Annotated in this window: 16 protein-coding genes; 3 read left to right on the plus strand and 13 right to left on the minus strand. The window is 43.0% G+C overall.

Annotated elements, in window-relative coordinates; translation table 11 throughout:
* The first annotated feature begins 55 nt into the window (after positions 1–55).
* From murT to ACVC7Q_RS03570, 3 genes are read left to right on the plus strand one after another with little or no spacing between them, the layout of a single operon-like run.
* Positions 56–1,399: a lipid II isoglutaminyl synthase subunit MurT gene (murT, locus tag ACVC7Q_RS03560; RefSeq protein WP_447264858.1), complete on the plus strand. Its 1,344-nt coding sequence runs from the start codon at positions 56–58 to the stop codon at positions 1,397–1,399.
* Complete coding sequence (gatD, locus tag ACVC7Q_RS03565) at positions 1,399–2,187, plus strand: lipid II isoglutaminyl synthase subunit GatD (RefSeq protein WP_447264859.1); 789 nt, start codon at positions 1,399–1,401, stop codon at positions 2,185–2,187. Before murT ends, gatD begins: the two co-directional genes overlap by 1 nt.
* A gap of 9 nt (positions 2,188–2,196) precedes the next feature.
* A complete protein-coding gene (locus ACVC7Q_RS03570; RefSeq protein WP_447264860.1) occupies positions 2,197–2,499 on the plus strand; it encodes a LapA family protein in 303 nt (100 codons plus the stop codon).
* A gap of 84 nt (positions 2,500–2,583) precedes the next feature.
* Here the strand turns inward: ACVC7Q_RS03570 and ACVC7Q_RS03575 are convergent, their stop codons facing one another.
* The 13 genes from ACVC7Q_RS03575 to atpD all read right to left on the minus strand — a co-directional run bounded on the left by ACVC7Q_RS03575 (position 2,584) and on the right by atpD (position 15,065).
* Complete coding sequence (locus ACVC7Q_RS03575; protein WP_447264861.1) at positions 2,584–3,762, minus strand: MFS transporter; 1,179 nt, start codon at positions 3,760–3,762, stop codon at positions 2,584–2,586.
* Between the two features lie 109 nt (positions 3,763–3,871).
* Entirely contained in the window at positions 3,872–5,050 is a 1,179-nt protein-coding gene (locus ACVC7Q_RS03580; protein ID WP_447264862.1) for an MFS transporter, read from the minus strand.
* 25 nt (positions 5,051–5,075) lie between these two features.
* Entirely contained in the window at positions 5,076–5,948 is an 873-nt protein-coding gene (locus ACVC7Q_RS03585) for an Rgg family transcriptional regulator (RefSeq protein ID WP_447264863.1), read from the minus strand.
* Positions 5,949–5,952: 4 nt separating this feature from the next.
* The gene (locus tag ACVC7Q_RS03590) at positions 5,953–6,306 is read right to left on the minus strand and encodes a hypothetical protein (protein WP_447264864.1); all 354 of its coding nucleotides are present in this window, start codon (positions 6,304–6,306) and stop codon (positions 5,953–5,955) included.
* 294 nt (positions 6,307–6,600) lie between these two features.
* Positions 6,601–7,575 (minus strand): hypothetical protein, encoded by a 975-nt coding sequence (locus ACVC7Q_RS03595; protein ID WP_447264865.1) that lies wholly within the window; start codon positions 7,573–7,575, stop codon positions 6,601–6,603.
* 55 nt (positions 7,576–7,630) lie between these two features.
* Positions 7,631–9,538, minus strand: coding sequence for an ABC-F family ATP-binding cassette domain-containing protein (locus ACVC7Q_RS03600; RefSeq protein WP_447264866.1), 1,908 nt, complete (start codon positions 9,536–9,538; stop codon positions 7,631–7,633).
* Positions 9,539–9,645: 107 nt separating this feature from the next.
* Positions 9,646–10,365: a M57 family metalloprotease gene (locus tag ACVC7Q_RS03605; protein ID WP_447264867.1), complete on the minus strand. Its 720-nt coding sequence runs from the start codon at positions 10,363–10,365 to the stop codon at positions 9,646–9,648.
* An 81-nt stretch (positions 10,366–10,446) separates the two neighbouring features.
* Entirely contained in the window at positions 10,447–11,286 is an 840-nt protein-coding gene (locus ACVC7Q_RS03610; protein WP_447264868.1) for a DNA/RNA non-specific endonuclease, read from the minus strand.
* Between the two features lie 82 nt (positions 11,287–11,368).
* Positions 11,369–11,557 (minus strand): DNA-directed RNA polymerase subunit beta, encoded by a 189-nt coding sequence (locus tag ACVC7Q_RS03615; protein ID WP_049486327.1) that lies wholly within the window; start codon positions 11,555–11,557, stop codon positions 11,369–11,371.
* A complete protein-coding gene (gene murA / locus ACVC7Q_RS03620; RefSeq protein WP_447264869.1) occupies positions 11,547–12,830 on the minus strand; it encodes a UDP-N-acetylglucosamine 1-carboxyvinyltransferase in 1,284 nt (427 codons plus the stop codon). Before murA ends, ACVC7Q_RS03615 begins: the two co-directional genes overlap by 11 nt.
* 66 nt (positions 12,831–12,896) lie before the next feature.
* Positions 12,897–13,127: a DUF1146 family protein gene (locus ACVC7Q_RS03625; protein ID WP_013903322.1), complete on the minus strand. Its 231-nt coding sequence runs from the start codon at positions 13,125–13,127 to the stop codon at positions 12,897–12,899.
* Between the two features lie 98 nt (positions 13,128–13,225).
* Positions 13,226–13,645 carry a F0F1 ATP synthase subunit epsilon gene (locus tag ACVC7Q_RS03630; RefSeq protein ID WP_003002471.1) on the minus strand — a complete coding sequence of 140 codons (420 nt, stop codon included), beginning with the start codon at positions 13,643–13,645 and terminating at the stop codon, positions 13,226–13,228.
* A gap of 13 nt (positions 13,646–13,658) precedes the next feature.
* Positions 13,659–15,065 (minus strand): F0F1 ATP synthase subunit beta, encoded by a 1,407-nt coding sequence (atpD, locus tag ACVC7Q_RS03635; protein WP_013903321.1) that lies wholly within the window; start codon positions 15,063–15,065, stop codon positions 13,659–13,661.
* Positions 15,066–15,130: the final 65 nt, after the last annotated feature.

Genomic DNA, 15,130 nt, shown 5'->3' on the forward strand with positions numbered 1-15,130 from the left:
GTTTCAACAGATTTTTCTGTAACCTTCTGATGCTTTTTATGATAAAATATGATTTATGAAGATAAATACAACCTTGGGCCTTCTGGCAGGAAAGCTTTCCGGCTCTATTCTAGAAAAGATGGGGCGGGGATCAACCCTACCAGGTAAAGTAGCCCTCAAATTTGATAAAGATATTCTCAGTCAACTGGCAAAAAACTATGAGATTGTTGTGATTACAGGGACAAATGGAAAAACCCTGACCACTGCGCTAACAGTAGGTATTCTCCAAGAAGCTTTTGGACCTATTTTGACCAATCCAAGTGGGGCCAATATGATCTCTGGGATTACAACGACCTTCTTACGGGCTAAGCATTCGAAATCAAATCGACCGATTGCGGTACTTGAAATTGACGAGGCCAGCCTCTCTCGGATTTGTGATTATATTAAGCCCAGCCTTTTTGTGGTCACTAATATTTTCCGGGACCAGATGGACCGCTACGGAGAGATCTATACGACCTACCAAATGATTTTGGATGCCATTCACAAGGTCCCAACTGCAACAGTCTTGTTAAATGGTGATAGTCCGCTCTTTAATAGTCAGACCTTATCCAATCCGATCCAATATTATGGATTTGATACTGACAAATCAGAGCCACAACTAGCTCATTACAATACGGAAGGAATCCTCTGTCCGCATTGCCACAATATTCTCAAGTACAAGCTCAATACCTATGCTAATCTTGGGGATTATATCTGTGAGCACTGTGGTTTCCACAGACCTCCTCTGACTTATGCCGTATCAGACCTCCTTTCTTTAACCCATCGCTCTTCCCAATTCCGGATTCAAGGCCAAGACTACCACATCAATATCGGCGGTCTCTACAACATCTACAATGCCTTAGCTGCTGTTTCCGTTGCTGGATTCTTTGGAGTGCAACCTGAAGTGATTAAGCAAGGATTTGATCGCAGTCGCGCTGTCTTTGGTCGTCAGGAAACCTTTAAGATTGGGGATAAGGAATGTACCTTGGTTCTGATTAAGAATCCAGTTGGTGCGACCCAAGCCATTGAAATGATCAAACTAGCACCTTATTCCTTTAGCTTATCAGTCCTCCTTAATGCGAATTATGCAGACGGAATCGACACGAGCTGGATTTGGGATGCGGACTTTGAGCAAATCACCCAGATGGATATTCCAGAAATCAATGCTGGCGGGGTGCGCCACTCTGAGATTGCTCGGCGACTTCGGGTCACTGGCTACCCTGCTGATCAAATCACAGAAATGGCTGAATTAAAAGAGGTCTTCCAACGCATCCAGCAACAGGAAACCCCTCACGCCTATATCTTAGCCACTTATACGGCCATGCTTGAATTCCGTGAGATTTTGGCCCAAGAACACCTGATTGAAAAGGAGATGAATTAATGACTTATACTTCACTACAATCCCCTGATCAGGAAACCTACCAATACGAATTGAGAATTGCCCATCTTTATGGGAATTTGATGAATACCTATGGGGACAATGGAAATATCCTCATGCTCAAGTACGTTGCGGAAAAGCTTGGTGCTCATGTCACTGTGGATATCGTTTCTCTCAAAGACCGCTTTGATCCAGACGACTACGATATTGCCTTTTTCGGTGGAGGCCAAGACTACGAACAGACTATTGTCTCAGAAGATCTACCTGATAAAAAAGAAGATCTCAAACGATTTATTGATGACGATGGTGTGGTCCTTGCTATCTGTGGTGGCTTTCAGCTTCTAGGCCAATACTACATTGAAGCTTCTGGCAAACGCATTGAGGGCCTTGGTATTATGGGGCATTACACTCTCAACCAAGAAAACAACCGCTATATTGGCGACATCAAGATCCATAATGAAGAGTTCAATGAAACCTACTATGGTTTTGAGAACCACCAAGGTCGGACCTTCTTGGCAGAGGATGAAAAACCGCTGGGCAAGGTCGTCTACGGAAATGGGAACAATAAAGAAGATGGGTGCGAAGGCGTTCATTACAAAAACGTCTTTGGTAGCTACTTCCACGGTCCTATCCTCTCTCGCAACGCCAATTTGGCCTATCGCTTGGTGACAACAGCTCTAAAGAAAAAATATGGACAAGACATCGTCCTAGCGACATACAATGATATCTTAAGCCTTGAAAAAGCAGAAGAATACGCTGATGTAAAAAGCAAGGCTGAATTAGAAAAATAGGGAGACAAAATGAATAAACGAAAACTACAATATGTTGCACTACTGATTTCTGTACTGCTCATTGCGATTATTTCCTTGGCCAATATGCAAACGGTGACTGTGAACTTTTTGCTGGTCCAATTTAAACTCCCTCTCATCATTTTGATTCTGGTTTGTGTCCTTCTCGGTTCGCTGGTGACTTTCTTAGTCAGCCTTCCAAAAAATTTCTCATTAAAACATGAGTTAAAAGCCGCGAAAAAACAACTAGGACAAAAGATGTCAGGTGATAAAGAAGAAAAAATCGAACAAATCGAAAACAAAAGCACCGATTGATTTTTTAGCATCGCTTCGGTTGTTTTCTGTAAAACAGTTTGTCTAGATCAAAAAAGCACCAGTCGGTGCTTTTTTCATGCTGATCTAATGACTTTTTGATGGTAGCTGCTTGGCTACTAGTTGGGCTAGGAAGGAAAAGAGAATGACGCCAGCACCAATCAGGAGGAAAGATTCCATGCGGACGCTTGGCGACCAGGCCATCAAGCCTTTAGCGATGGGCATAAAGAGAATGGCCAGGGTAAAAATGGTGCTTAAGACCCTTCCTAGATAGTCTCCTTCCACCTTAGTTTGCACTTGGGTAAAAAAGTGGATATTAAAAATCGTCATAAAGAGTTCACAGACTAAATTGCCAGAAAAGGAAAGGAAAGGAGGAAGAGGCAAGCCCATCATGAATACTCCTACTCCTGTTAAGATCAATAAGAAGAGAAGCATCTCCATGCTTGATTTAAATTTATTAGCAATCAAGGCTCCGATGATGGAGCCAATAGCCCCCAAGGTTAAGATGGTCGCATAAGCCCCCTTGACTCCGTAAAGTCGGTTCGAAAAGGGAAGTAAAAACTCAAAAGCAGCAAAGAAGAAATTGACACTGGAAGCCACCAATAAGAGAAAGAAAATTTCTTTCTGCTGCCAGATGTAGTGCAGTCCATCCTTGATATCAGAAAAAATATCTTTTCCCGTAAACCCTTTCTTTTCTTGAACCTTTTCTTCTTCTTTCGGCAGTAAAGCAACCAGTACAAAAGCAATGAAAAAGGTCAGTGCATCCAGTAAGAGGGTCGCATGGAGACTGGCAAATTGTAAAACAAGAAAAGAGAATACGGGAGAACTGACACCAATAACCTGTAAGACCAACTCCAAGTGGGCATTATAAGTCACAATCTCGTCTTTCTCTACAAGTTCTGTAATAATGGCTTTATTGGCAGTTCTAGAAAAAGCAAAGGCAATGGCCTGGACAATATTGGCAACAATCAGAGCCGCAATCATCCAACGATCGTTCCTGATAAAAGAAATGCCCAAACAAAGGAGACCACACACCAAATCGGTCGTCATCAAAATCTTACGACGAGAAAAACGGTCTGAAATCACGCCACCAAATGGATTAACTAGAATGGAGGTAACAAGTTCAGAAATCTGATAAATCCCCAATACTGTCTTTCCTACCGTCCCCATCGAGGCCAGCCAGACACTGTTCCCATAATCATAGAGCATATTTCCCATTCTATTGATTGCACCACGAGCAATTAATTGGACTGCATGTCGCTTCATAAAAAAACCTCCTTCATTTTCTGAAACTATTGTATCAGTTCATGAAAGAGGTTTTCATTTTGTCCCTTATTTGGGAAAAATAATAGATTGCAATTTTATAAAAGGATACCTACTGTTCTTTTGATTGAAACTGCTTAGCTACTAGCTGAGCAAAGAGTGAAAAGAGAATAACTCCAGCTCCAATCAGGAGAAAGGATTCTACTTGGACACTTGGTAACCAAGTCATCAAACCTTTGGCGATGGGCATAAAAAGAACAGCCAAAGTATAAATCGTGCTCAAGACTCTCCCCAGATAATCATCTTCCACCTTTGTTTGCACTTGACTAAAAACGTGGATGTCGAAAATGGTCACAAAAAATTCACAGACCAGATTTCCCGAAAAGGAAAAATAAGGCGGAAGAGGCAAGCCCATCATGAACACTCCGCCCCCTGCCATAATCAGTAAAAACAGGAGAGTTTTCATACTTGATGCAATTTTATTGGCAACAAGTGCTCCTAGAATAGACCCAATTGCTCCCAGTGTTAAAATAGTCGCATAAGCCCCCTTGACTCCGTAAAGTCGATTGGAAAAGGGAAGTAAAAACTCAAAAGCTGCAAAAAAGAAATTAACGCCGGAAGCCACCAAGAGGAGAAAGAAAATGTCTTTCTGATGCCAGATATAGTCTAACCCCTCCTTGATATCAGAAAAAATATCTTTTCCCGTAAACTGTTTCTTCTCTTGAACCTTAGCTTCTTCTTTCGGAAGGAATGCCACTAGGACAAAGGCAATGAAAAAGGTCAGCGCATCTAGTAAGAGGGTCGCATGGAGACTGGCAAATTGTAGAACTAGGAAAGAAAAGACAGGTGAACTGACACTAACAACCTGTAAGACCAACTCCAAGTGCGCATTATAGGTTACAATCTCTTCTTTTTCTACCACCTCTGTAATAATGGCTTTATTAGCAGGTCGAGAAAAACCAAAGGCAATGGCCTGAACAATATTGGCAAAAATCAGTGCCACAATCATCCAACGATCATTTCTGATAAAAGAAATCGCCAAACAAAGGAGTCCACACACCAAGTCGGTCGTCATCAAAATCTTGCGACGAGAAAAACGGTCTGAAATCACTCCTCCAAAAGGATTGACGAGAATCCCTGTCACTAACTCAGAAATCTGATAGATTCCTAATACCGTCTTTCCTATAGTCCCCATTGAGGCCAGCCAGACACTATTCCCATAATCATAAAGCATATTTCCAATTTTGGTAATCGCCCCACGACTAATTAATTGGACCGCATGTCGGTTCATAAAATCTCCTTTATCTCTGTCCTATTTAGGAACATTCATCTATTACAAATTTATCAAAGTGTTCTTGATAGTAAGCTACCTGCTCTGGAAGACCTAGCACATCAAAAATATGCATAGCCTCTTGCATTTGCTGACGCCCTTCTTCTGTTTGTCCCTTCTGATAGAGGGCAAATCCCTTGAGGTAATGAAAGACATTGCGTTCGTATAGTTTAATTCCCTTGCCGATAATCTTTTCCACATAGGCTTCAAAATAACTATCATTTTCAAAAGAACGGTGTTCTAAACAATGCTGGTAACAATTCAGAGCTAGAATCAAGACCAGTTTTCGATGGCGACCAATTTCCTTGTAGAAATCTTCACGCTCCATCACTTCTCTACCAAGCCGAGTGACATAATCCACATCATAAAAGCTGTAAAGATTGCCAAAGAGGATCAACTCATACATGGTCCACTCTTCCGTTTGAAAGAGATAATCCGCCACCTTGTCCAGATCACTCTGTTTCATCGTGTAGCTGGCATCTCTCTGGCAAATCAGCCCTTGTAACAAAATCCAGTTCAATTCAAAATAAAGGGGATTGATCGAACTTTTAGCCTTTTCAAGTTGTTCTCTTTGAAGCCTTTGAAAACCAGCAATATCATTTGAATAGTAAAGAGGAATAATCTGGGCCATCAAGGCCACATGATCATGGTGTTGAAAACTTCTAGCCTTATCCATAAAATTCTCAATCGTCACATGGATATTATCTAATATCTCAAAGAAACGCGACGCAACTAAATCCGACTCGCCCAATTCAAAGCGGGATAATTGAGAGGTCGAGCAGGCTTCTCCTGCAGCTTCTTTCAATGAATAATTTTTACTCATTCGAAATTCACGAAAAACTTTGCCTAAATCTTCCATTTGATTACCACTTAAATTCCTTTAAGTACCTTTCTAACTCTTGCAAGTATCCTTCGTAGAATCCATGATCTTCTTTAACGGAAAAATCTAATTGTCTTAAGTAAGAAATCAGCCAATCAACCAATAGATCATACTGATGAAGAGGTAGGCGTTTCATCTGCTCTTCAACAAAAGAAATGGCCTCTGCAAAGCGCTGCTCTTCTAAAACTTGCTGAAGATAGTGATTCCCGTTGACGAGTCTTCCTTCCTCATCCTCATACTGCCCCAAATCTAAATTCTGAATCTGTAGGCGCAAAGTTGTACCAATTATATCGGCTACACCTTTAATCTGCTTCATAAACCAATCATTTTCAGTCATCACAATGTTCTCCTTAGGCAAATTAGAAAACTACACTCTCTCCGCTAATTCTTCCCATTCTAGCATGGCTTCCTGAAGCTGAGTGATCTGACTATCCAAGTCCTCGATTTGAGCTTCCAATTACTCAATGCGACGGGTGATTTTACGGAGTTCCTTTTGATTTTGCTTTTGCAGATGATAATCATTGCTGGCGACTTCTTCCGTTGAAGAGGCGGGCACCGCTTCTGCTTGTGCTGCAACAAGGGCCTCAAGTCCTTCTTCAGGATTCTTTTTAGATCTTCAAACTCAATCCCCTTAACTGTGATTCATCATCCATCCATCTTCAACTGCTATTGGTGCAAGAGTAGCTAGATATTCAAAGAAACGATATTGCGCTTCAATCACGTCACTATTGACGTCTAATTGTAGAGAAGATCCCGAATAGAAGAACAGCTTCGCCTTATAACGAAAATGTCCTTTTCTGCGTGTTCTAAACAATTTAATTTGATTAATACTTTTTACTGGAACGACTTGAAACTCCGAACCGTATAGCACGAGAACATCTTGGTGAACTAACATTCGTAACGAGTGATCCCCATAGTCCGCAACTTTCACTAATCGCTCTGGCTGATTAGCATAACCTGGAAACAATGTATTAAAAAGTTTGAACTGTCTACGTAAATAGAAAGTCCTTCTGATTGTATTGATGAAGAAAAAGAATGCTGCAAGTCCCACCAATACAGGTTTCACGAGAAAATGAGCTACTCCTTTGTCGTCCATCAAATCAAGAAGATGCGTCGTATCGACAGTAGCCCCGTCTTTTGAAAGGTCGCTTTGGTTAAATCTCTCTTGAATGATGTCCTTAAATTCTTGGCTAATAATGACGACATCTGAACTTTTCCTTCTCCTGCGAATTTCAGGCAACACCTGTACATGAAGATAAAACTCAGCAGATTCCAAAGGATTTTCTTGAGGAGCAAGTGCTTCTTTCATCTCAAGTAGTTTGTTTACGCTTCCTTTAATGACCTTCATGGCTGTGACCCCATATTCATGTTTAACTAAATAATAAGTATTATTCTTTCTCTCAATCGGGTTAGGGTCAATATCCAGCACTTTTATCGCTAATACATCTTCACTATTCTCGGCCTTATAAACATAGCCTTGCTGATACAATTTTTCGGGGTTCGTATTCATATGAATAGCTGGCTGTATATCAAAATAGCAAACAACCGATAAAACAATAACGATACACCAGTCAAATAGTGTCCTAACAAATATCTTTTTGTTCATCTTACTCTCCGTTGATTACCCTAGGAGTCTAAAATCCACTTTTCAACGAGACAATTTATTCCACCTGCTCTGACAGTTCTGCCCACTCTTCCATGACCGCTTCCTGCTGGACAGTCAGTTGGTCCAGCTCGCTTTGCAGTTGGACCAAGTCGTCTGCATCGTTGGTGCTATGCATGGTTTCGGTGATGTCTTGGATTTTCTGATCCAGCTCTTCCATCTCTGCTTCCAATTGCTCAATGCGACGGGTGATTTTGCGGAGTTCCTTTTGATTTTGCTTTTGCAAGTGATAGTCATTGCCAGTGACTTCTTCCGTTGAAGAAGCGGGCTCAGCTTCTGCTTGCGCTGCAGCAAGGGCCTCTAACTCTGCTTTTTTCTCCAGATAATAATCATAGTCTCCCAGATAAAGGTTCGAGCCCTCTTCTGAGAGTTCTAAGACTTGGGTCGCTACCCGATTGATAAAGTAGCGGTCATGGCTGACAAAGAGCAGGGTCCCATCAAAATCAATCAAGGCATTTTCCAGTACTTCCTTGCTATCGATGTCCAAGTGGTTGGTCGGCTCATCGAGAATCAAGAAATTGTTGTTTTCCATGGACAGCTTGGCCAAGAGCAGGCGGGCCCGCTCTCCACCTGACAGCATGCCGACGGTTTTCTTGACATCGTCCCCTGAGAAAAGGAAGGCTCCTAGGCGATTGCGAATTTCTACTTCTGGTGTCAGTTTAAAGTCATTCCAGAGTTCATCCAAGACACTATTGTGAGGGGTTAGTTTACTTTGGGTCTGGTCATAGTAGCCCACCTCGACATTGGCCCCAAAACGAGCTTCCCCCTTGATGAAAGGAATCTGCCCGACAATAGACTTGATAAGAGTAGATTTCCCGATCCCATTTGGTCCTACAATAGCGACCGCATTCATCTTACGGATATCCAGATTGATTGGCTCGGACAGGATTTGATCATCATAGCCGACAGCTGCCTCTTCTACTGTCAAAACGACATTGCCAGAGGCCTTATCAGAATGGAAGGTCATATGGGCAGACTTGGTCCCAGCTTCGGGCTTGTCTAGGCGCTCCATTTTTTCTAACTGCTTGCGACGAGACTGGGCCCGTTTGGTGGTCGACGCTCGCACCAAATTACGATTGACAAAGTCTTCGAGAGCGGCTATTTCTTTTTGTTGCTTCTCGTAGTTCTTGGCTTCGGTCAACAATTTTTGCTCTTTTTGCTCTACAAAGCTGGAGTAATTGCCGACATAGCGGTCCAAAGAATGCTTGGTCAAGTCCAGTGTAATGGTAGCAACCTTGTCTAAGAAATACCGGTCGTGGCTTACAATGAGAAGGGCCCCACTATAATTGACCAAGTAATTTTCCAACCAGGCAATGGTCTCAATATCCAAGTGGTTGGTCGGCTCGTCCAGTACCAAAAGATTTGGTTTTTCCAAGAGCATCTTGGCCAGAGCTAGACGGGTATTTTGCCCTCCTGATAACTCTTCAATCTTCATCTGCCACATGGACTCATCGAACTTGAAGCCGTTTAGAATAGCGCGGATATCTGCCTCATAGGTAAAGCCACCAGCCTGACGGAATTCTTCCGAAAGGCGGTCATAATCCTGCATAAGTTTCTCCAAATCAGCCCCAGTTTTTTCCCCCATCTCCAGCTCCATCCGCCGCAAACTTTTCTCTGTCTTTCTGAGATCGTCAAAGACATGGAGCATCTCATCGTAGATGGTATTGGACGACTCAAAGCGGCTATCCTGGGCTAGATAAGAGAGAGAAAGGTCGCGCTTTTTATTGATTTCCCCAGAAGTCGGCTCTTCTTCTCCCACCAAGATTTTTAAGAGCGTCGACTTACCGGCTCCGTTCTTTCCGACCAGGGCAATCCGGTCCCGTTCATCCACTTGCAGGCTGATGTTATCAAAAAGAACCTCCCCTGCAAAAGAGCGTTCAATTTTGTTGGCTTGTAAAATAATCATGTCCCTATTTTACTATCTTTTTACGGATTAAACAAGGGAAGACGAAGCATCAAAAAAATCCCGAGCCCCTTGAGGCCCAGAACTTTTAGCAAGTATTTTAAAACTCATTATTCCTTGTATAATTGCCGGACTGCTTCTACATCTGAATCCTGGATACTGTAGAAAGAGCCAGCTGGTTGCATGACCGATTCTCCATCTGTGTGGTCCAACCCAATCGCATGGCCTAGCTCATGCTCAGCTGTATTGACAATCCGATCATAACTATAGTTATAGACATAATTTAACAGATAATGGCGATTGAGGCGAACTGTGATGTGGGTGAACCGATTGGTTAAGAGGTTAGTTTGAGAGGCAGTTTCTCCTGCTGCAGAAACGGATGCGTTGTCCATTTCGGTCAAGACCACATTGGCCTCTTTTTCATTTGTGACCAATTTAAAGGTAAAGGCGCCTGTTTGATTCCAAGCCTCAATAGCATCCCGATATGCTTTTATAAAGGTTTGACTAATATTGGGATCTAGATAAACCGTAGCCTCAGCCTTTTCCCAGCGAGCACCGCTATGCTCATGATTGTCCGTCTGGGTTGTTGGTGAACTAGGCGCCATTCCAAAACGCGACGCAAAGCCCTGATCGCCAAATAAATTTCCAACCTGATAGACCACTTTTTGCGCAGCTCGTCCAACCCCATCCATACCAGAACTAGGAGAATCTGTGAAATAGATAATCCCCACTAAAATTAGAAAACTGATCGCAATTGTCCAGAAAAATCCCCAAAAGAGACTCCAAGCCATGCGAAGGCTTCCTCTGACAAATCGAAAAATGGTTCTCATACATTCTCCTTTCTCTTAAAGAAGGTATGCAATTGTAACACCTCATGCTTAAAAAAAGCTTAAGCAAATCCACTTTCCAGCTTATTGATGGATGGTTACTTTTCCTGTCTGGTAATCCAGGCTCATTCCACTTTGAACATTGGGAACAAAGACATTGAACTCAAGAGTCCCGTCACTCGATTTGGCTTCGATCTGAGAACCTAAAGGAATCAGATCTTCCGGCTGATTGTAGATCAAAGTGACCCGATAGCGGACCCGCTTGTTCTTATCTAGGGCTTTTCGAACCAGGGTCTCATAGTAGTTTTGACCAGTGGAATGAGGATCATTGGCTTGATTAGACCAAGCTGTTTGCACGGCGATATTTTTGGGATTGCTAGTAGAGGCGTCAAAGCCTTTGAGATTGCCGATCAAGGCGTAGCCCAATAGATGACCTCTATCCACAGCATGGTCGTACTCTCCTGACAGATTATGAACCTGATGCCAACCTGCAGGTTTCCAATCGGTTAGGCCACTTCCTGTTGCATCGCGATCTCTGTACTGACGAGTCACCTTAGTCATGATGGCATTAGCAACAGTTGGTACGGTCTTTCCATTGACTTCTTTTGTCTTGTTATCCGCATAGGGTTGACTAGCCACACTGGCATCCAAATCTGTTCGATTGCCCTTAACGACAAAGGCTCCAGCTCCATTCCATTCTATGTCATTTCCTAATTGTGAACGAGCAGATTTTGTTAGTACAGAGCTAGCTAACTCTTTACTGGGTGTTTCCTGTTGGCTACTGGTCACCACGGAAACAACCTGATCCGTCGCTTCTTTTATCGTCGGTTGATTAAAATAATAGCCCCCGATTGCTAGGACTGTTGCCACCACAAAACCTGCTAAGGTTTGTTTGGTTCGTTTGGTTACTGTTTGTTTTGTCATGCCTCTCTCCAAAAAAGAGCAGCGCTAGATGGGTCACTGACTCGATTCGCTGCTCTCCTTTTTACTCAATGTTATTTAAATCTTATTTGCCGGTTAGCTTTCCAATGATTTCTGACCAGGTATCCGGAGAGAGAATGGACCATGGATTTTTTCCATCGCCAATCACTCCATAGCCAATGACCAAACCAATTGCAAAAATGATGATGCCAATCACAGCCAACAGGAGGACAATTCCTAGCTGTTTTCCAACATAGCGAAGATTAGTTTTCATCGTCTGCTTCCTCTACACGTTTCACGTCTGCACCAAGTGCCACCAATTTCTTATGGAATTGATAATAACCACGGTCTAAGTGACTTAATTTGCTGACCTTTGTTTCTCCTTCTGCCACTAAGCCCATCAAGACAAGCGTTGCACTCGCGCGCAAATCGGTCGACATGACCTCTGCACCTTGGAAGCTTTCACCTCCTACGATACGAGCTGTATCTCGCATAATATCTGAGTGAACGCCCATTCGACGCATTTCTTCCAAATGTTGGAAACGATTCTCAAAGACGGTTTCAATCATGTTGGACTCACCCTTAGCCATGGCCATCAAGGCTGTAAATTGAGCCTGCATATCAGTTGGGAATCCTGGGTACGGAAGAGTTTTAACGGTCACTGGACGGAGCTTACTGATATCCGATTGAATCCGAATTCCATTTTCTTCTTCGGTTACCGTCACGCCCATCTCCTGCATCTTAGACAGCAGCGGACGATTGTGTTCCCAAATGGCATCTTCGATCAAGACATCTCCACCCGTCATGGCTGCCCCAATCATAAAGGTTCCAGCTTCGATGCGGTCTTGTACAACATTGTGGTCTGCCCCGTGCAAGCTCTCCACACCGACGATGGTTAAGGTCTCAGTTCCTGCCCCCTTGACATTAGCTCCCATTTTGTTGAGCAAAAGAGCTAGGTCAACAATCTCAGGTTCCCGCGCAGCATTTTCAATCACGGTGACTCCATCAGCCAAGGTTGCGGCCATCATAATATTTTGTGTCGCACCTACAGAAGGGAAATCCATATAGATATGCGCTCCATGAAGTCGGTCTGCTTTCGCTTCGATATAACCAGCTGTTTGGGTAATAGAAGCTCCCATGGCTTCCAGACCTTTCAGGTGGAGGTCAATGGGACGACTACCAATTGTACAGCCTCCAGGCATGGAAACTTTAGCATGGCCATTGCGTGCCAAGACAGGACCCAAGACAACGATAGAGGCCCGCATCTTGCTCACATACTTATAAGGCGCTTCCTCTGATAATTTTTCTTGCGCATCTACGACAACCGTATTTTCTTCTTCATTGAAGGTCACTTGTGCATTCAACCCACGAACGACATTGTTCATTGTGAAGACATCTGATAAAACAGGGACATTTTTTAAGGTTGTCACGCCCTCACTTGCAAGGACTGTTGCAGCAAGAAGCGGAAGGACAGCATTTTTTGCTCCTTCGATTTTGACAGTTCCAACTAGTCGATTATTTCCACCATTAACGATTATTTTTTCCATACGGGATTGTTCTCCAATTTCTTAAAGTCACGACTTCTATCATACCATATTTTTGATAAAATGTGGCTAGAATTGGCCAATAAAAATCTGCCGACTCATCTCATACACGCTGATAAAAAATGAGCTGGCTAGATAGCCGATTCCAATGCTGAGCATCAAGATCAAAAAACGGATTTTAACAGCATTTTCAGTACTTACTTTTAAAAACTTTTCCCATTGAACCAGGTTCAACAATAGGTAATAGGCAAAAAAGATAAACAATAAATGGCTTGAAAAGTTAAAAATCATTTGAATCATACAGCTATTATACCATATTTGATTCTCACTTTCTTCTTTTGATTCTCACTCAACAAAAATAAGGCGAGGAAAAGACCTCTACCTTATTTTTTAATATATTATAAACGATTTCCGACATTAATCCGGTTAATGGCGCGTTGAAGAGCAATTTTAGCACGACGTTCCATATCAACCGAATGCTGATCTTTGGCTTCTTCAATCGCTTTTTCAGCTCGCAGTTTGGCACGTTCTGCACGACTAATGTCGATATCTCGAGCACGTTCGGCAGAATCGGCAACAATGGTAATGACATTATCTGCTACTTCGATAATCCCCCCATTGACTGCAATCCAATCAATATGTTTGTCATCGTCGACACGACGAACCTTTACTTGGTCTACAGCCAAAACCGCAATGGTATTGATATGATGAGGTAAAATCCCTAATTCACCATCAATTGTCTTGACAGATACAAATGCGGCATGATGATCATAAACCAGTCCATCCGGTGTAACGATTTGGACGTTCATTTGACTCATCTTTCACCTCTTCTTAGAATCCCATTTTTTCAGCTTTGGCAATCACATCTTCGATCGATCCAACACCACGGAAGGCATCTTCAGGAAGATGGTCATATTTTCCGTCCAAGATTTCTTTAAAACCACGAACAGTTTCTGCAACAGGTACGTATGAACCAGGTTGACCGGTAAATTGTTCGGCAACGTTGAAGTTTTGTGACAAGAAGAATTGGATCCGGCGAGCACGAGCAACCAAGGTCTTTTCTTCGTCAGACAATTCATCCATCCCCAAGATCGCAATGATATCTTGCAATTCATGGTAACGTTGAAGGACGCGTTTGACCTCAGATGCTACTGCATAGTGTTCTTCTCCTACGATTTCTGGAGAAAGGGCACGTGAGCTTGATGCCAATGGGTCCACCGCAGGGTAGATCCCCAATTGTACCAATTTACGTTCCAAGTTGGTTGTTGAATCCAAGTGGGCAAAGGCGGTTGCTGGCGCTGGGTCTGTATAGTCATCGGCTGGCACATAGATGGCTTGGATGGATGTAACAGAACCTTTCTTGGTTGACGTAATCCGTTCTTGCAATTGCCCCATTTCAGTTGCCAAAGTAGGTTGGTAACCAACGGCTGAAGGCATCCGTCCCAAAAGGGCTGATACTTCAGATCCGGCTTGGGTGAAACGGAAGATATTGTCGATAAACAAGAGAACGTCCTGACCTTCGACATCACGGAAGTATTCCGCAATGGTCAAACCAGTCAAAGCAACACGCATCCGTGCTCCAGGTGGCTCATTCATTTGTCCAAAGACCATGGCTGTTTTTTCAATAACGCCAGATTCTTTCATTTCCCAGTAAAGGTCATTTCCTTCACGTGTCCGTTCCCCAACACCGGTGAATACAGAAATACCACCGTGTTCTTGGGCAATATTATGGATTAATTCTTGAATCAAGACAGTCTTCCCAACTCCGGCACCACCGAAGAGTCCGACCTTCCCACCTTTCAAATAAGGGGCTAAGAGGTCAATGACCTTGATCCCTGTTTCAAGAATTTCTTCTGAAGTAGAGAGCTCGTCAAAGGATGGAGCTTTTTTGTGGATGGAGTCACGAGGAGCATCCTCAGCAAAAGGTTGATCCAAGTCAATGGTATCTCCAAGAACATTGAAGACACGTCCCAATGTTTCTTTTCCGACTGGAACAGAGATTGGACGACCTGTGTCCAAGACTTCCATTCCACGTGTTAAACCATCGGTTGATTCCATGGCGATGGTCCGTACGACCCCATCACCAAGTTCCAAAGCTACTTCAAGAACGACTTTTGATTTTTGTTGGTCATTTTTATAGACTACAAGCGCATTATTGATCTCAGGAAGTTTATCTCCAACGGAAAAGGCAACGTCTACGACGGGACCTACGACCTGAGAAATTTTGCCTAAACTCATGTCATTCTCCTATTCTAAGTAATTTCTACTGCTCAAAAGTTCTCTTTCGAGCATCTGTTTTTGTA

The organism is Streptococcus sp. W151, assembly GCF_053010205.1.